Below are 22648 nucleotides of genomic sequence, written 5' to 3' on the forward strand. Positions count from 1 at the left end.
GGGGGCGCGTTTCCCATCTCTCTCCATGGAGGCGTCATGATCTCCGACGCGTCGAGCCCCGTGTCGCAATACATCTCCTTCATCATCGCGGGGGACGAGTACGCGGTGAACATCCTCCGGGCGCGGGAGATCGTCGAGCGCTGCGTCACATCGCGGGTCCCGATGATGCCAGCGTGCATCGTCGGCGCCATGAACCTCCGGGGCCGCGTCGTGCCGGTCATCGATCTCGCGGTCAAGCTCGGGCTGCCGCCGACGAGGGTGAGCCGGTGGACGTGCGTCCTCATCGTCGAGACCGAGCTCGACGGCGAGAACACCCGCCTCGGCCTGCTCATCGACGGCGTGGGCGATGTGCTCACGCTCTCCGAGGACGAGATCGAGCGCGCGCCGGCCTTCGGCGCGCAGGTGCGCGTGGATCAGCTGCTCGGGATGGCGAAGGTGGGCCAGAAGCTCGTGCTGCTGCTCAACATCGACCGCATCCTCTCGCCGGCGGAGCTCTTCGCCCGGCCCCCCGGCCCCCCGGCCCCCGGGGCCCCGCCGGCGCTCCCAGGCAGCCACGGCGCGCCGGCCGGCGAAGGGGACAGGCCATGATCTCGCTCGCCGAGCTGAGCCCGCGCGCCCTCAGCGACGAGGATTTCGCGCTGTTCCAGAGGCTCGTCAAGCGCGCCTCTGGCATCGCGCTCGGCCCGCAGAAGAAGCCGCTCCTGCTCTGCCGCCTCGGGCCCCGGCTCCGCGCGCTCGGGCTCCGCAGCTTCGGCGAGTACTACCGCCGCGTGACAGCGCCGGGCGGCGAGGGCGAGCTCGTGCACATGCTCGACTGCATCTGCACGAACGAGACCCATTTCTTCCGGGAGCGCGATCAGTTCGAGCTCCTCGAGCGCGAGATCCTCCCGGCGTGGCACGAGAGCGCGGGCCACGGAGCGCCCTCCGCGCGCGTCCGCCGCCCGCTGCGCGCCTGGAGCGCGGCCTGCTCGACCGGGGAAGAGCCCTACTCGATCGCGATGTCGTTGCTCGACAGCCCGCACTCCCGGGCTCGCAGCGGCACGCCGGTTGACGCTGCGCCGTCAGGGGCCGGCGCCGCGTCGACCGGCGCTCCGGGGATCTGCATCCTCGCGACGGACCTGTCCGTCCGCGCGCTCGACCAGGCGCAACGCGCGGTGTGGCCGATCGAGCGGGCCTCGGAGATCCCGGAGGAGCGCCTGCGCGCCTACATGCTCCGGGGGACGGGCCCGAGCGCGGGCCTCATGAAGGCCCGGCCGGAGCTGCGCAGGCTCATCACCTTCCGGCGCTTCAACCTGCTCGACGCGGCGCCCAAGCGATTCGGCCTGTTCGATCTCATCTTCTGCCGGAACGTCCTCATCTACTTCGACGCCGCGACGAAGGCGTCGATCGTGGCGAGGCTCATCGCCAGCCTCGCGCCTTCAGGGTACCTGTTCCTCGGACACGCCGAGGGCCTCCACGGGACGGACCACCGCGTGCGGTGCGTCGCGCCGTCCGTTTATCGGCTCCAGCCCCCGGCAGGGCTCGAAGGAAGCCGCAACACATCCAGCCCGGAGCATGCATCATGCTTGCGCATATCGGAGTAGGCCGGAAGCTCTACCTCGGCTTCGCCGCCATGGTCGTCATCGTCCTCGGACTGGCGGGCACGGCCTACAAGAAGTTCGCGGAGCTCGACGAGGCCCGCTCATGGGACCAGCACACGTACGAGGTGATGCTCGCGACGAGCGATATCATGGAGTCGCTGCTCGACACCGAGACAGGGGAGCGTGGCTTCATCATCACCGGGGTGGAGTCGTTCCTGGAGCCGTACCGCCGCGGGCGCGATCGGTTCGAGCAAAGCATGAGTCGTGCCCGGGAGCTCACCAGGGACAACCCGCGTCAGCAGGCGCGCCTCGAGAAGGTCGACAAGCTCCAGGACGAGTGGCTCTCCTCCGTGCTGGAGCCGCTCATCCAGCAACGCCGCAGCGCGGACGATCTAAAGGCGTCGGCGGATCGCGCCGTCGAGGAGGTCAGGAAGGGGCGCGAGAAGAGCCTCATGGACCAGATGCGCGCGGCGCTCAAGGAGATCGACGACGAGGAGATCGCCCTCCTCGGCCAGCGGCAGGCGGCGACGAACGCGCTCGTCCAGACGATGTACGTGACGCTGCAGATAGGAGGTCTGCTCGCGCTCGTCGTCGCCGCCGTGCTCGCCGTCCTCTTCACCAGGATGATGCTGGTGCCCCTCACCCAGGCCGTGTCGATCCACCAGCGCATCGCCGCGGGCGACTTCACGGGCGACGTCACGGTGAAGAGCTCCGACGAGTTCGGCCAGATGCTCGGCGCCGTGAAGGCCATGTCGGAGCGCCTGGCGGGCCTCATCGGCGAGGTCCGGGGCGGCGCGGTCTCGGTCTCCTCGGTCTCGGTGCAGCTCTCGGCGACGGCGCAGAGCCTGTCGCAGGGCACCAGCGAGCAGGCGGCGTCCGTGGAGGAGACGATGACCAGCCTGCAGCAGCTGAGCGGCACGATCGCGAAGAACGCCGCCAACTGCAAGCAGGTCGAGGAGACGGCGCACCGGAGGACGAGGGACGCGGAGCAGAGCGGTCAGGCGGTCCGGGAGACGGTCGAGGCGATGAAGGCGATCACCCAGCGGATCGTGATCATCGAGGAGATCGCGTACCAGACGAACCTGCTCGCCTTGAACGCCGCGATCGAGGCCGCGCGCGCGGGCGAGCACGGCAAGGGGTTCGCCGTGGTCGCCACGGAGGTGCGGCGGCTGGCCGAGCGAAGCCGCGACGCGGCGAAGGAGATCGGCTCGTTCGCCGCGTCGAGCATCGTCGTCGCGGAGCGCTCGGGACAGCTCATCGCGGAGCTCGTCCCGTCGATCCGGGAGACCGCGGAGCTGGTGCAGGGCGTCGCCGTGGCGTCCAAGGAGCAGTCGAACGGCGTGGCCCAGATCAGCGGGGCGGTGGAGCTGATAGAGCAGTCCACGCAGCGCAACGCGGCGATCGCGGAGGAGCTCGCCAGCACGGCGGCCGAGCTCTCGGCGCAGGCAGAGCAGCTCCAGAACGTGATGGCGTCGTTCCGCCTCGCGCAGGAGAGCGACGGCGACCCGGGCCACGGGCCTGCGGCGCCGGGGCGTCTGCCGGACCGCCGCGGCGGCAGGGCGCTGTGGAGGCCGCCGCACAAGGGCCCCCCGGGCGGCGGCGCATCGAGCAACGGGCGCGTGCCGCACGCCGCGGGCGATCAGGACTTCGTCTCGTTCTAGATCCTGTCGGGACGGGACTCCGCGGCGCCGCCCGGCGGCGCGGCGCGGGGCGGGTCAACGACGGATGTTGAGCGCGTAGGGGCCGGAGTCCCGGTCGTAGCCGTCGACCTGGATAAGGATGGTCTGCCCCGCCTCGAGCGACACCGTGAGCTCCGACGTGACCGGGAACCAGTCTTCCTCCGGGGGCGCGTCGTCGCTGCACGCGAGCTCGTCGCCCGAGCAGCCCCCGTCGAAGACGGCGAGGACCGTGTCGTACTCGGAGTCGTGCGTGTCGATCGTGTAGGTCCCCGCCTCGGGCGCGGTGAACGAATAGAGGACCTCGGGCGCGCTGGAGCCGCCGCAGCTCGCGCTCCGCTCATCCAGGCTCCCCCGGGTCGTCCCCGTCGCGGTCTGCGGGACGACGGACCCGAGCTCGATGGGCGCCTCGCACGTGCCGGAGCCGTCGAACTGGCCCACGTTGAGCATGTACTCGCCCTCGTCGCCGTTGCTGTCGACGCTGAGCACGACGGCCTGCTCCGCCTCGAGCCAGACGATCGTCCGCGAGCGCGCGCCGTCGCTGGCGCAGGCGAGCTCGGGGCCTCCGCAGCCGTCCTCGCGCACGGACAGCACCGTCTCGATGGTGGAGCCTGCGGTGTCGAAGACGTAGTATCCCTCCGCGGGGGCCGTGAATCGATAGGTCGCCTCACCGCCGGCGCCCCAGCCGCACTCGGGGGTGAGCAGATCGGGATAGCCCTCGTTGCTGCCCGTCACCGTCTGCGGGACGGCGCTGCCGAGATCGATGAGCGGGCACGGCGGCGCCTCCTGCTGGGTGATGTTCAGCGTGTACTCGCCGCTCGCGTAGTTGCTGTCCACGGAGACGATCACGGTCTGATCGGCGGAGAGGAGCAGGCTCACCTGCGAGTGGGTGAGCTCCCCCGTCGGATCCACGTTGTCGTTGCACCGGAGCGAGCGGCCGGCGCACGAGCCGTCCCGCACGTCCACGGTCGTGTCGAACGCCGAGCCCTCCGTGTCGAAGGTGTAGAGGCCGTCGGCCGGGGCGGTGAAGCGATAGGTCACCTCGGGCCCCCCGGAGTAGCCGCAGCTCGGCGCGAGCACGTCGGTGAACCCGGCGGTCGTGCCCGTGACCGTCTGCGGGGCCGTCGAGCCGAGGTCGATCAGGGGGCACGCTATCTCGCTGATCTCGAGCCGGTAATCACCCGTGCCGATGTACGTGTCCAGCACGATGACCACGGTCTCGCCGGCCGTGAGAGGGGTCGTGATCCGGGCAGCGGAGAGCTCGCCGTCGGAGCACGTGAGGACCTCGCCGGCGCAGGAGTCGCGGCGCACCTCCATCAGGACGGGGAAGGTCGACCCCTCGGTGTCGAACAGGTACACGCCGTCGCGCGGCGCGGTGAATCCGTAGGTCGCCTCGCCGCCGGTCGAGAAGGCGTAGCAGGCCGACAGCACGTTGGGGAGCCCCTCGTTGCTCCCCGTCACCGTCTGCGGGACCGTCGAGCCGAGATCCTGGCCCGGGCACGGAGGGGCCTTGAAGATGTCCAGCGTGAAGCGGGTCAGCGGGCTGCTCGGGCCCGACACGGCGACGAGCACCGTTTGCTCGGCATCGAGCTCCACGATCGTGTTCGCCTGGCCGTAGCCGTACTGGCAGCCGAGCGACATGCCGTCACAGGCGCCGCCGTCGAGGATGTCGATGATGATCTCCTCCGGGAAGCGCGCGCTGAAGACGTAGGCGCCCACCTCGGGGGCCATGAACGTGTAGGTGGCGTCCGGGATCGAGGTGACACCACAGTTGTAGTACACCGAATCCTCGAGCCCCACGGTCGTGCCCGTCAACGTCTGCGGTACCACGGGCTCGAGGGCGGTCGGCGTGCACAGGACCGGCCCCGGCTGGGTCACGCGGAGGGTGAAGTCGCCCTCCGCGCCGCTCGCGCCGCTCACCACCACGAGGATGGACTCCCCCTCGAGGAGATCGACGGCGATCTGCGACTGGATGCCCTCGCCGTCGTCGTTGCAGGCCAGCTCGGCGCAGGTGCCCGCCGCGAGCGCCGCGAGCGTCGTGTCGAAGGCCGCCTCCAGGGTGTCGAAGAAGTACGTCCCCGTCGTGGGGGCGGTGAACAGGAACGTTTGATCGGCGGTGTCCGGCGCCCCGCAGCTCGGCAAGCGGCTGTCGTCGGCGCCGCGCGTGGTGCCGCTCACCTCCTGGGGGACGGTGGACCCGATGTCCTCGGAGGGCTCCGTGCTGCACCCGCAGGAGCCGGCCTCGCACGGTTGCCCGGGATCGCAGGCGTGACCGCAGCGACCGCAGTGCTGCGGATCCGCGTCGAGGTCGACGCAGGCGTCGGCGCACTCGGTGAAGCCCTCCCGGCAGATCGGCTGGCACCGCGCGCCGGCGCACGCGCGGCCCGGGTCGCATGCCTGGCCGCACCTGCCGCAATGGTCCGGGTCGGTGCGCGTGTCGACGCAGTCGCCGTCGCACCGCTTCACGTAGCGGGTCTCGTCGCACGCCACCGGATCGCCGCCCGCGCCGCCGTCGTCTTCCGGGCCGCCGCCGTCGCCTTGCGGGACGCCATCGCTGCCGCCGACCCCGGCTCCCTGCGGCGGCCGCTCCTCGCAGGCGCCGGCGACGCACAGCTCGCCGGACGAACATTCATTGCCGCAGGCGCCGCAGTGGTCGCGATCGGAGCGCAGCGCCACGCAGACCCCGCCGCAGTTCGAGTAGGGGGCATCGCAGATCGGCTCCGACGTCACCTCGCTGGAGCACGCGGACGTCACCGCCAGGACGGCGGCGGGCAGCCAGGAGACGGCCGGTGAGAGCGCGTACCTGAAGCGAAATCCGTCTCTCGTCATGGCATCCCTTTGCGGCATGCGCCGTGAAGACGCATGGGCGGGCGGGAAATGCAAGCGCCTCTCCGACGTTCAGCTCCCGAGTTCCGCGCTGGTGGTTGATGGGGAAGGTCGTCACGGCCGCTCATCCGGCTCGGCCATCCAGGCCTCGCCCCGCCGGCCGGCGAGGGCCAGAGGGCGTTTCGGTCGGGTGGGCTGTTGCGGGATCGTGCCCCACCTCGGGAAGGCAGGTCAAGGCGCTCGGGCGCGCCGGAGCGAGCCCGACTGGGACGCTTTCTTGCTCGCGGCGCGGGGACAACCGCTGCGCGCCTTGCTAGAACCGCCCGCCTATGATGCGGTCCGCGCGCCCTGAAGTCCTCGCCCCGGCCGGCGACCGCGCCGCCCTCGAAGCGGCCGTGCGCGGCGGCGCCGATGCCGTCTACTTCGGCCTCCGGGGCGGCGCCTCCGGCGCCTCGGCGGCGCCCTCGCCCTTCAACGCCCGCGCCCGGGCCGCGAACTTCGACGCGGCGGAGCTCGCCGAGACGATGCGCTTCCTCCACGCCCACGGCGTGAAGGGCTACGTCACCCTGAACACGCTCGTGTTCGACGACGAGCTCCCGGCCGTCCGCGCCGCGATCGAGGCCTGCGCCGCGGCCGGCGCCGACGCGATCATCGTCCAGGACCTCGGGGTGATGCGCCTCGCGCGGGCGATCGCGCCCGGGCTCCCGATCCACGCCTCCACGCAGATGACCTGCACCGACGCGGCCGGCGTCGAGCTCGCGCGCTCGCTCGGCGCCGCGCGCGTCATCCTCGCCCGGGAGCTCTCGCTCGACGACATCGCGGCCATCCGCCGGGCGACGGACGTCGAGCTCGAGGTCTTCGTGCACGGGGCGCTCTGCATCGCCTACTCGGGGCAGTGCCTGACGAGCGAGGCCATCGGCGGTCGCAGCGCCAACCGCGGCGCGTGCGCCCAGGCCTGCCGCCTGCCGTACCGGCTCGTCGTGGACGGCGCGCTCCGCGACCTCGGCGACGCGGCCTACCTGCTCTCGCCGGAGGACCTCGACGCCACCGACGTCATCCCGGACCTCGTCGCCCTCGGCGTCGCCTCGGTGAAGATCGAGGGGCGCCTGAAGGGTCCCGAGTACGTCGGCGCCACCGCGCGGCTCTACCGGGCCGCGATCGACGCGGCGCTCGGCGAGGGGGCCGGACCGGGGTCCCCGGATCGCGAGGCGGCGCTCCAGGCGTTCTCGCGCGGCTCGGGGCCCGGCTTCCTGCGCGGCGTCGACCACCAGCGCCTCGTCGACGGCCGCACCTGCGACCACCGCGGCCTCGAGGTGGGCGAGGCGCGCGGCGCCGGGCGCCGGCGCGGCCACGAGGTCGTTGTCGTGCGCGCCGCCCGGCCGCTCGCGCGCGGCGAGGGGATCCTCGTGGAGGGCGGCTTCGCCGGCGAGGGCGAGATCGGCGGCCGCATCTGGGGGCTGTGGATCGACGGCCGCGAGGTCGAGCGCGCGCCGGCGGGCGGCGACGTCGAGGTCTGGCTCGGCCCTGACAAGCGCCTGCCGGACGACGTGCTGCGCGGTGCCCGGTCGCTGCGCGGGCGCCGCGTCTTCCGCACGAGCGACCCCGCCGCGGCGCGCGAGGTCCGCGAGGCGCTCGATCGCGCCCCGCGCCGCGTGGCGATCGACGTCCGCCTGGAGGGCCGCCTCGGCGAGCGCCCGCGGCTCTCGGCGGTGGCCGATGGCGGCGCGGCGGCCGCGGTCGAGGTCGACGCCCCGCTCGGCCGCGCCGATCGGTCGCCGCTCGACGAGGCCACGCTGCGCAAGCAGCTCGACCGGCTCGGGGACACGCCGTTCGTGCTGCGCGGCGTCGGGCTGTCGCTCGACGGGCCGGCGCTCGTGCCGCCGTCGGCGCTGAACCGCGCCCGCCGGGCGCTCGTCGCGGCGCTCCTCGAGGCGTCGCACCGGGCGCACCCGAGCGCTGCCGCGCCGGCCGAGGACCTCGTCGCCGGGGCCGTCCCCCCGGCGGTCGAGCCGCCGCCGCCCGGCCTCTTCGTGCTGTGCCGCAACGTGGCCCAGGCGCGCGCGGCGCTCGGCGCGGGCGCGAGCGGCGTGTACCTCGATTTCCTGGAGATGGTCGGCCTCGGCGCCGCGGCGCGCGAGCTCATCGCGGCCGGGGCCTCGGTGGCGGTCGCGCCGCCGCGGATCCGCAAGCCGGGCGAGGAGAAGATCGACAGGTACCTGCTCTCGCTCGGGCCGTCGGCCATCCTGGTCCGCAGCCTCGGCGCGCTGCTCGACGCGACGCCGGGCGTGCCGCGGATCGGCGATTTCTCGCTGAACGTCACGAACAAGCTGGCCGCGCGCGAGGTCCTCTCGCGGGGGCTCGCCGCGTTCACGCCGTCGTTCGACCTCGACGCCGCGCAGCTCGAGGGGCTGCTCGACTCGCCGTTCGCGCCGTTCGCCGAGGTGGTGGTGCACCACCCGATGCCGCTCTTCCACATGGAGCACTGCGTCATCGCGGCGACGCTCTCGGAGGGCAAGGATCACCGCACCTGCGGCCGGCCGTGCGAGGAGCACGCGCTGTCGTTGCGGGATCGTGCGGGGATGGATCACCCGCTCGAGGCGGACGTGGGGTGTCGGAACACGGTGTTTCACGCGGCGCCGCAGAGCGCGGCGCACCTCGTGCCGACGCTGGCGAAGAGCGGTGTGCGGCGGTTCCGGATCGAGCTCGTGCGCGAGGACGCCGAGGGGGCGCGGCGGGTCGTGGAGGCGTACCGGCGGCTGCTCGCCGGGGAGGTGGCGCCCGCGGAGGTCGCGCGCGGGCTGCGGGCCGAGGGGAGCTATGGAGTGGTGAGGGGGTCGCTGCGGGTGCTGCAGGCCTGAGCGGGGGAGAATGAATTTCCCCAGGTTGTGCGCGGAGCGGGCCAAGGCCGCTCGCGAAATCCTGTATGATAAGGAAGATTGTGATCCGCCATAGCCCGAAGCTGGGATAAGATCCCCCGGGAGGCGATGAACGAGCCGCAGAAGACCGTGGCGCTCGAGGCGGAGGTGGTTGCGTTGCGGAAGGAAGTGGAGCGCCTGCGCTCCCGCAATGCCGAGCTGGAGGAGGCCGACCGCAGCATCCCGGACCGATTGCTCGACGCGCTGCCCACCCTCGTTTACGTCCTCGATCTCGACGAGCGGCGGTACATCTACTGGAACCGGGAGTTCGGCGAGCTCGCCGGAGGGGGCGGCGGGGCGGCGGGCCCGCTCCGCGGCGACGGCCCCTCCTCGATGTTCCATCCAGACGAACTCGATCGCATCGAGGAGTACCGGGCTCGCGTGGCCGCCGGGGAGAGCGGGGAGCAGGCGACGGTGGAGTACCGCGCGCGCGGCCGCGACGGCGGCTGGCGCTGGTTCCTCGAGCGAGGCGTCGCGCTCGACCGCGGGCCGGAGGGGCGGGGGCGCCGGGTGCTGGGATCGGCGCACGACATCACGGCGCGCAAGCACACGGAGCAGATGCTCGAGAGGAGCGAGAGCCTGCTCCATGGATTCCTCGAATACACGCCATCCATGATGGTCGCGGTGGACGTCGAGGGCCGGCTCCTGCTCGTGAACCGCGAGATCGAGTCCTATTACAGGATGAGCCGCGAGGAATTGCTCGGAAAGGTCGTCTATGACCTCCTCCCGCCGGCGGCGTCCGCCTCGATACGAAAGGCCAATGAAGAGACCGCGGCCGCCGGGCGGCCCGGCGCGTCCGAGCACGTGCTCGTCTACCCCGACGGTCCGCGCACGTACCTGTCGACCAAGTTCCCCATCCGCGACGCCGAGGGGAAGCTCTACGCGGTCGGGACTGTCTCGGTGGACATCAGCCGGACCAAGCAGGCCGAGGCCGAGCGCGCGGAGATGCAGCGGCAGCTCATCGAGATGCAGCGGGCGACGATCCAGGAGCTCATCACGCCGCTCTTGCCCCTGGCGCGCGGCGTCGTCGCGATGCCGATCGTCGGGAGCGTCGACCCCGCGCGCGCCGAGCAGATCCTGACGACGCTGCTCGAAGGGATCGCCGTCCAGAAAGCCAGGATCGCGATCCTCGACATCACCGGGGTGAAGGACGTGGACGCGCGGGTGGCGCGGTCGCTCGTCGACGCGGCGCGGGCCGCGGGGCTGCTCGGCACCCGGGTCGTGCTCACCGGGATCAAGCCGCAGATCGCGCAGACGCTCACGACGCTGGGCGCCGATCTGAGCGGCATCGTGACCAAAGGGACCCTGCAGAGCGGCATTGCCTACGCGCTCGGAGGCCGACGCCGCTGGTAGCCGCTGATAGCCGCGCGCGCTCCCCCTGTAAGACCCCGGGTGTACGCGCGTGCGCGCGTGCGCACAAGCGCTCCACGGAATCGGCGGAGACCGCGAAGTTCGCGGGATAGCGGTGCTCTGGCGCCCATTTCGGTGTACAATGGTAATGACGTGCGTCCGCGCCCGTGACGGGCGCGTGCGGCGCTGTCGGTACAACGTGCGATGTAGCCCAGGAGGTTGTCGATGAAGCCTGGAGTGATGCCGTTACGGGGCGCGATCGTGGTGACCATGGCCGCCAGCCTGATCGGAGGCGCGGCGCTGGCCCGCGGCGTGCCGATGCTGGAGGCGTACGATCCGGTGCCCGATCCCTCGCCGTGGGGCCCTGACGACGAGGCGGGCGCCTCCAACACGCAGACGCCCGACAAGGTCCTCGACGGCAAGCGCCTGATCAAGGAGGGCAAGGTCTATCGCCTGGGCCACGTCTACGAGCCGGGTATGGCGACGTTCCCCGGCAACCAGGGGCTCTCCGTGGATGCCGGGCCGGTCACGCTGCTGGCGCAGCAGGTCACGAACTCCGAGGTGATGCACGGGGAGTTCGGCCAGATGGGGACGCAGTTCGACGCGCTCGGGCATTTCGGCTACATCCCGCCCGGGAGCTCCGACCCCGCCGACGCGCTGTTCTACAACCAGTTCACGGGCGCCGAGGTCATGACGGAAGACGGGCTCGCGCACCTCGGCGTCGAGCACGTGAAGCCCCTCGTCACGCGCGGCGTGCTCCTCGACGTGAAGCGCCACGCGAACGGCGGGGAGACGCTCGCGTGGGGCCAGGAGATCACGCTGTCCATGGTGATGAAGACGCTGCGCGCGCAGAAGATGGACGCGCGCGACATCGGCGCCGGCGACGTCGTGCTGATCTTCACGGGCTGGGAGGAGAACTGGGAGCTCGGCACCGAGGGGTATTACACGCAGCCGGGCGTGGGGCTGGCCCAGCCGGGGATCGGGCTCGAGGTCGCAAAGTGGCTCTCGTCCAGGGGAATCGCCTGCGTCGGGTCGGACAATTTCGGCATCGAGGTCACCCCGCCGAAGCCTCCTGTCGCGCCGGGCGTGGTCTTCCCGGTCCACCATCACCTGCTGGTGAAGAGCGGAATCTTCATGCACGAGGCGATGGTGCTCTCGGAGCTGGCCGCGGATCTGGCCGCAGAGCTCGAGGAGCGGCCGCGCGGCCACAGGAGCCCGTACGAGTTCTTCTACGTCTACAGCCCGCTGCCCCTCCGGGGCGCGTCCGGATCGCCCGGGATCCCGCTCGCGATCCGGTGAGCGGAGCAGGGCCTCGGCGCCGAGCGCGAACGGATCGAGGATCCATGATCCTCGATCGCGCGCGCGACCAGGGGCGAATCTCGCGGGATGCGGCGCTCAGTCCTCGTAGCTCTCGGCCTTCGATGCCATCACAAGGACGAGCGGCGACGAGCCGAGGAGGTTGCGCTCGATCGTGTCGCAGATGCGCGTGAGGGGCAGATCGTTCGGCTCGTGGCCGAAGGGGTCGTCGAGCTCCCCGCCGAGCGCCTCGATCATCAGGACGGGGTAGGCGACCATCATCGTCACGATCGGCGTCATGAACCCGATCGCGTCGATGAGCGCGAGGGGCAGCGTGGCCAGGTAAAGCACCACGCCGCGCTGCAAGAGCAGCACGTAGCCGAGCGGCGTAGGCGTCTTGAGGATGCGCTCGCAGCCGCCGAGGCAGTTGACCAGGGTGTTCAGCTCCTCCTCGGCGCACACCGCCATGTTGGGCTCGAGGCTCCCGGCCCGCGCGAAGGCCGCGATCCGCGCGGAGATCTGCTGTGCGGCGTGGAGCGGCGGGTGCGCGTGCGCCGCCAGCGCCTCGGCCTGCTCCGCGGAGAGGAGCCGCTCGATCTCGGGGCGCTCGGCCTGCCCGCGCAGCGAGCGCCGCGCGGCGTGGACGAACACCACCACCCAGACGGCGACCTCGCGCGCCGCGGCCGGGTCCACCGACGCATGGGTGCTCACGATGCGCGTGATGTTGCGGCTCGCGTTCACGATCGAGCCCCAGAGCGTCCGACCCTCCCAGAAGCGGTTATAGGCCGTGTTCGTGCGGAACGCGAGGATGAGCGCGATCACCGCGCCCGCGACCTCGTAAAAGCCAATCGACAGGCCCACGCGCGGGATGTACCTGTCCGCGAGCCAGAGCGCCGCGGCGATGGCCCCGAAGACCAGCACCCGTCGCATCACGCCCGGCGACAAGGAGCCGTGCGGGGAGACCAGCAGGTGAAGCCAATCGCGTCTCGGATAGGGGATCATCGGGCGCGTCCCTCGCGGCGGGAGCCGTGGTGGAAAGGGGCCTCATCGCTGGTCGAGATCGAGCGCGCGCCTCACGGAGAGGAGCATCGCACCTCCGTACCAGCAAGGTTCCTGTGCCGCAACGCGGCCAGGCGGCGCGGCGCTCCGCTGCGGCCGGCTCATCCGCGCCTCGATCGGCCCCGGGATCCTGGCGCGGACACCCTGGACGCGGGAGACTTGGCGTCCGACCAGGCCGGGCAGACCACGGTGGCTCTGTACGCCTGAGTCGCCTGGAGCTGCAGCTTGACGTTCCCGTCCCCCATCGTCCTGTTCTGGGTGGCCTCGGTCCTCGCCTGGATCGCCGTCGTGGCGGCGGCGAGGCGCCGCCGCGGCGGGCTCTACGCGCGCTTCGTCGGCGTGCTGCTCGGCATCCACACCCTGATCGCGTGCGCGCTCTTCCGTCACGTCGGCCCGCTCGCGCCGGTGTTCGCGTACCTCCACGGCGCGGTGTACCTGCACTTCCTCCTGCTCTCGCGCCCGCGCATGCGCCCGGTCGCCTACCGCGCGCTGGTGAGCATCCCCGCGTCCTATTTCGTCGCGGCGACCTTTCTGTCGTTCCCGTGGGCCATCGCGGGCGGGCTCGGGGCGACGCCGTACGGCCTCTGGGCGCCGTTCGCTCTGGCGGGCATCGGCATCCTCCAGTCGCTCACCGCGCGTCGCGAGGAGGTCGAGCTCGTCGTCGACCGCGCCCGCGTCGAGGGGCTGCGCCGCCACCCGCTGCCGCGCGAGCAGGCGCCCGACGCGCGCCGCCCCCTCCGCGTTGTCCAGATCACCGACCCCCACCTCGGACCGTTCATGTCCGTCGCGCGGCTCCGCGGCATCTGCGAGCGCGCGGTGGCGCGAGATCCCGACCTCGTCGTGCTCACCGGCGATTACCTGACCATGGAGTCGCAGGGCACCGCGGAGCACCTCGCCGAGGCGCTGTCGCCGCTCCGCGCCCTCGAGGGCCGGGTGTTCGCCTGCCACGGCAACCATGATCACGAGGCGCCCCGCCACGTCGCGACCGCGCTCGCCCGGGCGGGCGCGCGCCTGCTCGTGGACGACGCCGCGCTCGTCGAGACCGCCGCGGGGCCGGTGCAGATCCTCGGGATGGACTTCCACTACCGCGATCGCGCGCAGCGCATGGCCGAGGTCTGCGCCCGGCACCCGCGCGTCCCCGGCGCGCTCCGGCTCATCCTGCTCCACGATCCGGGCGCGTTCCGCCACCTCGGCGAGGGGGAGGGGGACCTCGTGCTGTCGGGCCACACCCACGGCGGGCAGGTCGGCATCGTCAGCCTCGGCGGCACCTGGACCGCCATGCGGCTCTTCGTGACGATGCCCGATCACGGCCTGTGGGCCCGCGGCCCGGACCGGCTCTACGTGCACCGCGGGACTGGCCACTACGGCTTCCCCCTCCGGCTCGGCGTGCCCGCCGAGGAGAGCGTCCTCAAGGTCCACCTCGCCGCGGACGGCGCGTGAAGACCGGGCGCAGTTATACTGGCCGCCCGGCGCCCGCCGGGAGGAGGTCTCGTTCATGCGCCGAGGGTTCGTTCTGCTGTGCGCTTCCGCGCTCATCGCGTGTGGTTCGGGGGGCGACGCGCCGGGCGGCGATGACGGCCCCGGCGGAGCGGGGAGCGGCGGGAGCGGCGCCGGCGGGGGAGGGAGCGGCGCCGGGGCTGGAGGGGGCGGCGCCGGCGGCGCGGGGCTCCCTCGCGCGTTTCGCCACGGCGTGAACCTCGGCCACCGCAACGCGGCCTGGGGCGACGACAAGGAGGCGACCCTCGCGGCGCGCGCGGGCGCCCGCAGCCTCCGCGTCAAGCTCCCGGCGGCCCACCTGGCGACGTGGGGAGTCGATATCGAGCTCGGCGACATCCAGACGTACGCGTCCCTGGGGATGGCCGATCACATCGGGTTCCTCATCGGCTCCGAGTCGGTGGACTTGACCGTGGCGCCGCCCGGCGCGGCCGACTGGGAGAACGAGCACTACATCCCGAAGAGCCTTTACGAGCCGGTCTTCTTGCCCGACGGGACGGTGAACCCGGGCAACACGTGGGCGTCGTACGTGTACCGGACCGTCGACACGTACAAGCCCTGGATCCACCTGTGGCACGTGTGGAACGAGCCAGACTGGGTGGCCGACTGGAGCGTCACGCGAGCGTGGGAGACCGAGCCGCCCAGGGCCGCCGATCTCCCGCGGTTCAACGGCTCGATCTTCGACTACGTACGGATGCTGCGCGTCACGAAGGAGGCCGCGCGCCGGGCCGACCCGGACGCGCGGATCGCGACGGGGGGCATCGGCTATCCGTCGTTCCTCTCCGCGATCCTGCGTTACACCGACAACCCCGACGGCGGCGCCGTCACGCCGGAGTATCCGGAGAAGGGCGGCGCCTACGTCGACGTCGTCGACTTCCACTATTATCCCATCTTCAGCCCGAAGAGCTCGGACGCGTCCGTCGACGAGCTCCTCGCCACGAGAGACGCCTTTGCCGAGGCGCTCGCCGGCGCCGGCGTCGAGGTGCAAGGGTGGAACGTCTCGGAGAGCGGCGCGCCGCTCGCGCCGACGCCGGACTACCCGGACGTGGGGAGCCCGGAGTACGCGCGCAACTACCTCCTCAAGGTGATGATCATGGCGCACGCGCGCGGCATCGGCGGCGTCGACTGGTTCATCCTGTCGAACGGCGAGGAGGGGAGCGACGACGTGTTCGCGCACATGGGGCTCTACGACGACCTCGGCGCCCTCACCAGCGTGGATCAGGCGACCAAGACCGATCTCGGCGAGGCCTACACCATCCTCACCGAGGTGCTCTCCGGGGCGTCGTACGACGACGGCGCGACGAGGGAGCTCGCGTTGCCCGGGGGCGCGCGGGGCGCCGTCTTCCGGAAGGACGGCGAGCGCCGCATCGCCCTCTGGGCCGTGACGCCGGGCGACACGGAGGAGGCGCGCGCGAGCGTCGTGCTCGCGACCGCGACGGGGTTCGAGGTCCATGCGTGGGACGGCGCGAAGACGCCCCTGGACGCGCGCGGCGGCAAGGTGACGCTCGACCTCTCGGGCAGCCCGGTGCTGCTGGTCGAGCGGTGACCGCCGGCGCGATCGACAGCAGGGATACCCTCTCTCCGGACTGGCTCAGGCAGGGTCGACACGCTCGATGCGCGTGGCGGCGCGGAGCTCCTCGATGCGCTCGTCGGCCGGCAGCACCGGCCCGACCTCGGCCAGCTTGCCGGCCGCGAACGCGGTGCCGAGGCGCGCGCACGCCTCCAGGTCGCCGCCCTCTCGTAGCCGCGCCGCCAGCACGCCCGCCACCATGGCGTCTCCTGCGCCGACCGTGCTCGCGACCTCGATCGGCGGCGGCACCGCCAGGAGCGCCCGCTCCGCGTCCACGAGGAGGGCGCCGTCGGCCCCGAGCGAGACCACCACCAGCCCGATGCCGGATCGCTGGAGCTCGCGCGCCGCGCGCAGGACCTCCGCGCGCGCTCCGGAGAGCGGCCGGCCGAGCAGCTCGCCCAGCTCGTGCTGGTTCGGCTTGATCATGTCGGGCCCCGCCGCCACCGCGTGGCGCAGCGCCGCGCCGCTCGCGTCGACGGCGACGGAGCAGCCCCGCGCCCTGAGCCGCCGCACCATGTCCGCGTAGAAGTCCTCGGGCACCCCGGCCGGGACGCTGCCGGCCAGCACGAACCAGCGGTTCTCCCGGGCCAGCGCGTCGAGCTCGTCCACCAGCCGCGAGAGCGCCTCCGGCGGGACGGCGAGCCCCGGCAGGTTGATGTCCGTGACCTTCGGTCCCTCCGGTCCCTGTCGATCGACCACCTTGATGTTGACCCGGCTCCCGCCGGGCAGCCGCACGCAGCGGTCCTGGATGCCGCGCTCGCGGAACAGCGCCTCGAACGGGCCCGCGTTGTCGCGGCCGAGGAACCCCGCCGCCGTGACCGGATCCGCGCGCCCCGCGAGCAGCGCGGCGACGTTGATGCCCTTGCCGCCCGCGGTGAGCGTCTGGGCCGCGACCCGGTTCACCGCGCCGGCCGCGAAGCCCGGGCACTCCAGCGTCTGGTCCAGCGCCACGTTCAGCGTCACCGTCACCAGCCCGTCGCGGCGCGACGTCTCCGCGCCCCGCTCTCCCAGCTTCAGCAACGCGCACCTCCCCGTCTCCGAGGGGAGGTATCCCCCCGTACAACACCGCCCTTCACGGCGCGGACATCGATGCTCTTCGCGGACCGCCGAGCGACAGAGCGCGCTCTCCACGCGTTCCAGACCGGGATACTCACTGGCGGAAGTCCGATCCGCAAGGGACTGTCGTGACAGGCTCGCTGAGCGAGCGAGCAATTCTGGGGAGATCCCGCGCCGAGGGGGGCGCGCGAGGAGGCGGGCGCGGGCCGGCGTGCGGCCGCGGGCAGGGGCTCAGGCCTTCTCGAGGAACTTGCGGACCTGGGATTCGATGGCGCTTCCGGGGACGAGGAACGGCTTGTCCGTGATGTCGACCGAGAAGCTCTGCGCGGAGATGGCATAGGTCCCCTTCACGGTCCCCGCCGGCGTGGGCACCGAGAAGTCGCCCTTGCCCTCGTTGCCGCTGAACTTCCCGCCGGCCTTCTCGATGGCATCCTTGGCTTTCGTGACGATATCTTGAGAGGAACCGCTGAAGGGGACCGAGAAGCTGTGCTTGGCCATGTCGTCTCCTGGGGTGCTCGGCCGCGATCCTGGTGCGACGCGAGGCTGAGCGGAGCCTAATGCGACTCCGCCAGCGGCACCAGCGCGAATCGACGGCGCGGGCGGCGCACGACCGCCGGCGGCGCCTCGAACCACCCCGATTTCGCGCGCCGGCGAGGATTGCGCTTGACAACCTGCACGTAGGTCCCGCTTTTATGCGTCGATTGCCCCCAGCCGTGAACCGAGGACTCATGAACGACCCCCTTCTCAAGCAGTCGATCCTCCGCCGGACGGGCCGCGTGTCCGCGCTCGGGCTCGGCGCGCTCGGCCTGCTCGCGCTGAGCGCCGGATGCGCGACGTCGCAGGGCCCCGGCGCGGAGGCCGCCCCTTCCGGCGCGAGCCCCGGCGCTGGCGCGGGCGCCGAGCCCGCGCAGACCAACCTGCTCAAGGCCTCCGACTTCGACGACAACAAGAGCCTGCCGTGGACCACGTCGTTCACGGCGCCAGGCGCCGGCAGCGCCGAGGTGAAGAACGGCGCCTATTGCGTGACGGTGACGAACAAGGGGTCCAACAACTGGGACGCCCAGTTCCGCCACCGGGAGATGGTGATCCAGAAGGGGCACAGCTACACCCTCCAGTACAAGGCCTGGGCGTCCTCGCCCACGAAGGCGCGCCCGAAGGTCGGCATGGCCGGGCCTCCTTACGAGGAGTACTGGTCGGACACCGTGGTGCTCGAGACGTCGCCGAAGACCTACACCGGCAAGTTCTCGATGGCGAAGGCCGACGATCCCACGGCGGAGCTCGCCTTCCACATCGGCGGCGAGATGGCGTCGGCCAAGGAGCCGTTCGAGGTCTGCATCGACGACATCCGCCTCGATGATCCGGAGTTCCGGTCCAGCGCGCCCGCGGGCGACGCGGCGGCGGCGCCGAAGATCGCCGTGAATCAGGTCGGGTATCTGCCGGGCGCGGCCAAGATCGCGAGCGTGAGCAACGCGGCGACCGCGCCGCTCGCGTGGGAGCTGCTCGACGCCTCCGGCAAGGCGGTCTCGCGCGGCCAGACCAGGGTGTTCGGCAAGGACGGCGCGTCCGGCGATCACGTCCACCTGGTCGACTTCACGGCCTTCAACGCGCCGGGCCAGGGCTACGTGCTCAAGGTGGGTGACGAGAAGAGCTTCCCGTTCGACATCGGGGCCGGCATCTACCAGAAGCTCAAGTACGACGCGCTCGCGTACTTCTACCACAACCGGAGCGGCATCGAGATCAAGATGCCGTATGCGGGCAAGCCCGAGCTCGCGCGCCCGGCCGGGCACCTCCAGGACAAGAGCACGAAGTGCCTCCAGGGCAGCGGCTGCGACTATGCGCTCGACGCGTCCCGCGGCTGGTACGACGCCGGCGATCACGGCAAGTACGTGGTCAACGGCGGCATCTCGGTGTGGACGCTGCTCAACTGGTACGAGCGCACGAAGCACCTCGGCGCCTCGAGCGCCGATTTCGCGGACGGCAAGCTGAGCATTCCCGAGGGCAAGAACGGCGTGCCCGACCTCCTCGACGAGGCGCGCTGGGAGCTCGAGTTCCTGATGGGCATGCAGGTGCCGGAAGGCAAGCCGCTCGCCGGCATGGTCCACCACAAGATGCACGACGAGTCGTGGACCGGCCTCGGCCTCGCGCCGCACGAGGACAAGCTCGCGCGCTTCCTCCACAAGCCGAGCACCGCGGCGACGCTCAACGTCGCGGCCACGGGGGCGCAGTGCGCGCGCATCTGGAAGACGGTGGACGCGGCGTTCTCGGCGAAGTGCCTGAAGGCCGCCGAGCGCGCCTGGGCGGCGGCGAAGCAGAACCCGGCCCTCTACGCGCCTCCCGGCGGCGACAAGGGCGGCGGGCCCTACGACGACACGGACGCCAAGGACGAGTTCTACTGGGCCGCGGCGGAGCTCTTCGTCACGACGGGGAAGCCGGAGTACAAGAAGTTCCTGCAGGCCTCGCCGCTCAACGCGCATTTCCCGACGGAGGTCGAAGGGGGCGCGGCGTCGATGAACTGGCGGGTCACCGACGCGCTCGGCCAGATCTCGATGGCGATCGTGCCAGGCCACGTGGACGCGGCGTGGCAGAAGGAGATCCGCGGCCGCATCGCGAAGGCGGCCGACCAGTACCTCGCCATCGCCGACAAGGAGGGGTACCGGACGCTCATCGCTCGGACGGCTGAAGGCAAGTACGACTGGGGCTCGAACTCGGGCGTGCTGAACAACATGCTCGTGGTGGCGCTCGCCCACGACTTCACCAAGCAGCCGAAGTACCTCGACGGCGTGGTGCTGGGCATGGACTACCTCCTCGGGCGCAACCCGCTCGGGCAGTCGTACGTGACCGGCTACGGCGACAAACCGCTCGAGAACCCGCACCACCGGTTCTGGTCGCACCAGGCGAACAGCAAGTACCCGAAGGCGCCGCCCGGCGCCGTCTCCGGCGGCCCGAACTCGTCGCTCCAGGACCCCCATGTCCAGAGCGCCGGCCTGAAGGGGTGCGTCGCCCAGCGGTGCTTCGTGGATCACATCGAGGCGTGGAGCGTCAACGAGATCACCATCAACTGGAACGCGCCGTTCGCGTGGGTGACGGGCTTCCTCGACGAGAAGGCGAAGAAGTAGCGTCGCCCATCGCAGGGGCGGGCGCTCCGGAGCGCGGGTAAGCTCCGGAGCGCGGCCCCGCCGGTCCAGCTCAGAGGCTAGAAGGGTCGCGCCGACCGACCGTTCGACGCCGGCCGCCGTGGCCGGCTCGCTGGCCAGCACCGTGAGCCGCGCCGTCGACCTCGAGGGGGCGCGCGCGGAGGAGCTCGCCCCTGCGGGCCGATCGCGGCACGTGGCGGGGCTGCGCTACCCTCTCCGCATGAGCGCACCGCCGGTTCCTCGCCTGCGCGCCGTGGACCTGAACCTGCTCACGGTGCTGGATGTCATGCTCACTGAGCGCAACGTGACGCGGGCCGCCGAGCGCCTCGGCATGACCCAGCCCGCCGTGAGCAGCGCGCTGGCCCGGATGAGGCTGCTGTTCGACGACGATCTCTTCGTGCGTTGCGGCAAGGAGATGGCTCCGACGCCGCGCGCCCTCTCGCTCGCCGGCCCGATCAGGGAGGCGCTCGACCTGATACACGCCTCGCTCGCCCGGCCTGACGTCTTCGATCACACGGCGCGCCACACCTTCAAGCTGGGGATCAGCGACCTCGGAGAGGCCATCCTCTTGCCTCGTTTTCTCCGATGGCTCGAGCAGCTCGGCGCCCGCGTGCGGATCGACGTCTGTCGCGAGCCTGGAGCCTCGCTGCAGAATGAGATGCGGCTCGGCAAGGTCGAGCTCGTCCTGGATCATGTCGTCATCCCGGGCGAGGGGTTCCGGCGAGAGCGCGTGCTCGACGTCGAGCTCGTGTCGCTGGTGCGCCGGGATCATCCGACCGTGGGGCCGACGCTGAGCCTCGACGAGTACATGGCGCTCGAGCACGTCATCCTCGAGCCGCGCGCGGGCCAGACCAACCTGGCCGATCAACTCCAGGCCATCGTGGGGCGATCGCGGCGCGTGCAGGTGCAGGTCCCCCACTATCTATCGATACCCTTCATCGTCTCGCAGTCGAACCTCGTCTGCACGCTGCCGCTCCCCCTGGCGCGGCTGTTCGAGCAGCACTTCCCCGTCCGGGTGGTGAGCTGTCCGTTGCCCGTCCACCCGATCCCGGTGTTCATGATGTGGCATGTATGCCAGGAGGCCGACCCGGCCCATCAATGGCTCCGGCGGTCCCTCATCGATCTCTGCAGCCGCGTCTGACCTGTCGCCGGCGGGCGGGCCGGTCCAGGGGGAGGCGCGCGACCCCGGACTCTGTGGAACATTCGCGCTGGCTATCTGAGTCATACCGTTTCTTGATTGGGCTTTTCGTGGGTCGCCGCCCATGAAATCCGCGCGCTCAGGGCTGCACGAGCAAGGCGCGGCCCAGCGAAGAGCGACCCGAGTCCGCGTCCAGTCGCCGCGGACCTGGGTGGCCATCCACAAGGACAGGTAACATCATGCTCGGATTTTCATCGATCCGCCGAAAGCGCGGTCGAAGCGGGGCGCTTCGTGTACTGGGCAGCGAGCGCGCGGCGACCATCGAGCCAGGAGAGACGCTGCTCAGCGCAGCCGCCCGCGCGAATATCCCGTTCCCCCGGATGTGCAACGTGGGCGAGCGCGGGACTTGCAAGTGCCGACCCACCAAGGGGCATGTCCGTCTCAAAAAGGATAGTTATCGCCACGTCACGCCCGAGGAGCTCCCGGGCGGCGCCTTCACCGACTGGCTCTTCGCCGCCGATCACGTGCATCACGACAAGTTCCTGGACCGTGGCTCGATCGCCCTCGCCACCTCGGCGGGGGCACGAGCCCGGACACGACGCGCGGAAGGAGAGGCGTCATGCTCGGAAATGCTCTGATCGCCTTCGCTCTCATCGCGATCTTCGCCGCCTTGGAGATCGCGTTCGGCCTGTACCGGCGCCCCGGCGTGCTCACCATGCGGGAGATGGGTGCGAGCCTCGTGAGTCTCGGTAATTTCCTGCTGGTACGCGGGGCCTCCTTCGCCGCGTTGATCTGGGCGTTCAAGGCGCTCTGGCCGCGCTCCGAGGGGGCGCTCGCGGGCGTGAGCTTCTGGCTCGCCTTCCCGATCTACGTGCTCGTCGACGAGTACGCGGTATACTGGTTCCATCGCAAGAGCCATGAATGGCCGTGGCTGTGGCGTATCCACAAACCGCACCACGTCCCGCGCAACATGAATATCGGCGTCGGTTACCGGCAAAACTGGCTGTGGCATGTGCTGGTGCCGGGCGCGTGGTTGGGCCCGGCCGTCATCTGGCTCGGCCAGCCTGGTGCCTACGCGGCTGGATTGGCCTTCAGGACCCTGATGGTGTTGATGGAGCACAGCGATCTCCGCTGGGATCTGCCGCTTCAGCGCAACCGCTTCACGCGTCCTTTCATGTGGGTGATCGAGCGCGTCATCTCGCTGCCCGACACCCACCATGTCCACCACGGCGTCGGCCGCTACGGCAATGCCATGAAGAACTATGGCGTCGCCCTCATCTGCTTCGATGTGATCCATGGCACGCTCATGATCCCGCACGCGCGGCAGGAGGGCTTCGGGCTACCCGACGACGCACCGGTCGAGCCCTGGCCTGAGCAGCTCTTCTGGCCGTTCGTGCGCTCGACGAGCTCGACGAAGAAGGTGCCGGCTCATCGCCCGTCGATCGAGCCCACGCCGCCGGCGGCCGCGCTCGCTGCGGCAAAGGCGGTGATTTACACCGCCGATGGCCGCGCTGTCGTGGTGAGCTGATCCGGTGGACGTCTGCAACAGCTGCG

At 71.3% G+C, this 22648-nt stretch carries 16 protein-coding genes; 12 read left to right on the plus strand and 4 right to left on the minus strand.

Features of this window, described 5'->3' with window-relative positions; all coding sequences use genetic code 11:
- Window positions 1-36: 36 nt before the first annotated feature.
- From WME76_RS06555 to WME76_RS06565, 3 genes are read left to right on the plus strand one after another with little or no spacing between them, the layout of a single operon-like run.
- Complete coding sequence (locus WME76_RS06555) at window positions 37-588, plus strand: chemotaxis protein CheW (protein WP_437959329.1); 552 nt, start codon at window positions 37-39, stop codon at window positions 586-588.
- Window positions 585-1583, plus strand: a complete 999-nt coding sequence (locus WME76_RS06560; protein WP_437959330.1) for a CheR family methyltransferase — start codon at window positions 585-587, stop codon at window positions 1581-1583. Before WME76_RS06555 ends, WME76_RS06560 begins: the two co-directional genes overlap by 4 nt.
- Window positions 1562-3241 carry a methyl-accepting chemotaxis protein gene (locus WME76_RS06565; RefSeq protein WP_437959331.1) on the plus strand — a complete coding sequence of 560 codons (1680 nt, stop codon included), beginning with the start codon at window positions 1562-1564 and terminating at the stop codon, window positions 3239-3241. Before WME76_RS06560 ends, WME76_RS06565 begins: the two co-directional genes overlap by 22 nt.
- Window positions 3242-3295: 54 nt before the next feature.
- On the opposite strand, the gene WME76_RS06570 is transcribed toward WME76_RS06565, so the two are convergent.
- The gene (locus WME76_RS06570) at window positions 3296-6085 is read right to left on the minus strand and encodes an MXAN_6577-like cysteine-rich protein (RefSeq protein ID WP_437959332.1); all 2790 of its coding nucleotides are present in this window, start codon (window positions 6083-6085) and stop codon (window positions 3296-3298) included.
- 326 nt (window positions 6086-6411) lie between these two features.
- On the opposite strand from WME76_RS06570, the gene WME76_RS06575 reads away from it, so the two are divergent.
- The 3 genes from WME76_RS06575 (at window position 6412) to WME76_RS06585 (ending at window position 11646) form a co-directional block, all read left to right on the plus strand.
- The gene (locus tag WME76_RS06575) at window positions 6412-8940 is read left to right on the plus strand and encodes a DUF3656 domain-containing U32 family peptidase (protein WP_437959333.1); all 2529 of its coding nucleotides are present in this window, start codon (window positions 6412-6414) and stop codon (window positions 8938-8940) included.
- Window positions 8941-9066: 126 nt separating this feature from the next.
- Window positions 9067-10350 carry a PAS domain-containing protein gene (locus WME76_RS06580; protein ID WP_437959334.1) on the plus strand — a complete coding sequence of 428 codons (1284 nt, stop codon included), beginning with the start codon at window positions 9067-9069 and terminating at the stop codon, window positions 10348-10350.
- 222 nt (window positions 10351-10572) lie between these two features.
- Complete coding sequence (locus WME76_RS06585) at window positions 10573-11646, plus strand: cyclase family protein (protein ID WP_437959335.1); 1074 nt, start codon at window positions 10573-10575, stop codon at window positions 11644-11646.
- Window positions 11647-11742: 96 nt separating this feature from the next.
- Here the strand turns inward: WME76_RS06585 and WME76_RS06590 are convergent, their stop codons facing one another.
- On the minus strand, window positions 11743-12645 hold the full coding sequence (locus WME76_RS06590; RefSeq protein ID WP_437959336.1) for a bestrophin family protein: 903 nt from the start codon (window positions 12643-12645) through the stop codon (window positions 11743-11745).
- 282 nt (window positions 12646-12927) lie between these two features.
- Here WME76_RS06590 and WME76_RS06595 point away from each other — a divergent pair, with 282 nt between their 5' ends.
- Both WME76_RS06595 and WME76_RS06600 read left to right on the plus strand, forming a co-directional pair.
- Window positions 12928-14142, plus strand: coding sequence for a metallophosphoesterase (locus WME76_RS06595; protein WP_437959337.1), 1215 nt, complete (start codon window positions 12928-12930; stop codon window positions 14140-14142).
- A 55-nt stretch (window positions 14143-14197) separates the two neighbouring features.
- The gene (locus WME76_RS06600) at window positions 14198-15742 is read left to right on the plus strand and encodes a hypothetical protein (RefSeq protein ID WP_437959338.1); all 1545 of its coding nucleotides are present in this window, start codon (window positions 14198-14200) and stop codon (window positions 15740-15742) included.
- A 45-nt stretch (window positions 15743-15787) separates the two neighbouring features.
- Here the strand turns inward: WME76_RS06600 and pfkB are convergent, their stop codons facing one another.
- A complete protein-coding gene (gene pfkB, locus WME76_RS06605; RefSeq protein WP_437959339.1) occupies window positions 15788-16786 on the minus strand; it encodes a 1-phosphofructokinase in 999 nt (332 codons plus the stop codon).
- Between the two features lie 267 nt (window positions 16787-17053).
- The gene (locus tag WME76_RS06610; RefSeq protein ID WP_437959340.1) at window positions 17054-17320 is read right to left on the minus strand and encodes a hypothetical protein; all 267 of its coding nucleotides are present in this window, start codon (window positions 17318-17320) and stop codon (window positions 17054-17056) included.
- Window positions 17321-17550: 230 nt separating this feature from the next.
- Between WME76_RS06610 and WME76_RS06615 the strand changes: the two genes are divergently transcribed.
- The 4 genes from WME76_RS06615 to WME76_RS06630 all read left to right on the plus strand — a co-directional run bounded on the left by WME76_RS06615 (window position 17551) and on the right by WME76_RS06630 (window position 22622).
- On the plus strand, window positions 17551-19938 hold the full coding sequence (locus tag WME76_RS06615) for a glycoside hydrolase family 9 protein (protein WP_437959341.1): 2388 nt from the start codon (window positions 17551-17553) through the stop codon (window positions 19936-19938).
- Window positions 19939-20056: 118 nt separating this feature from the next.
- Window positions 20057-21097, plus strand: a complete 1041-nt coding sequence (locus WME76_RS06620) for a LysR family transcriptional regulator (RefSeq protein ID WP_437959342.1) — start codon at window positions 20057-20059, stop codon at window positions 21095-21097.
- 236 nt (window positions 21098-21333) lie between these two features.
- Window positions 21334-21732: a 2Fe-2S iron-sulfur cluster binding domain-containing protein gene (locus tag WME76_RS06625; RefSeq protein ID WP_437959343.1), complete on the plus strand. Its 399-nt coding sequence runs from the start codon at window positions 21334-21336 to the stop codon at window positions 21730-21732.
- Complete coding sequence (locus WME76_RS06630; protein ID WP_437959344.1) at window positions 21714-22622, plus strand: sterol desaturase family protein; 909 nt, start codon at window positions 21714-21716, stop codon at window positions 22620-22622. Before WME76_RS06625 ends, WME76_RS06630 begins: the two co-directional genes overlap by 19 nt.
- Window positions 22623-22648 lie beyond the last annotated feature (26 nt).

The organism is Sorangium sp. So ce119 (assembly GCF_051524405.1).
GTDB lineage: Bacteria > Myxococcota_A > Polyangia > Polyangiales > Polyangiaceae > Sorangium > Sorangium cellulosum_G.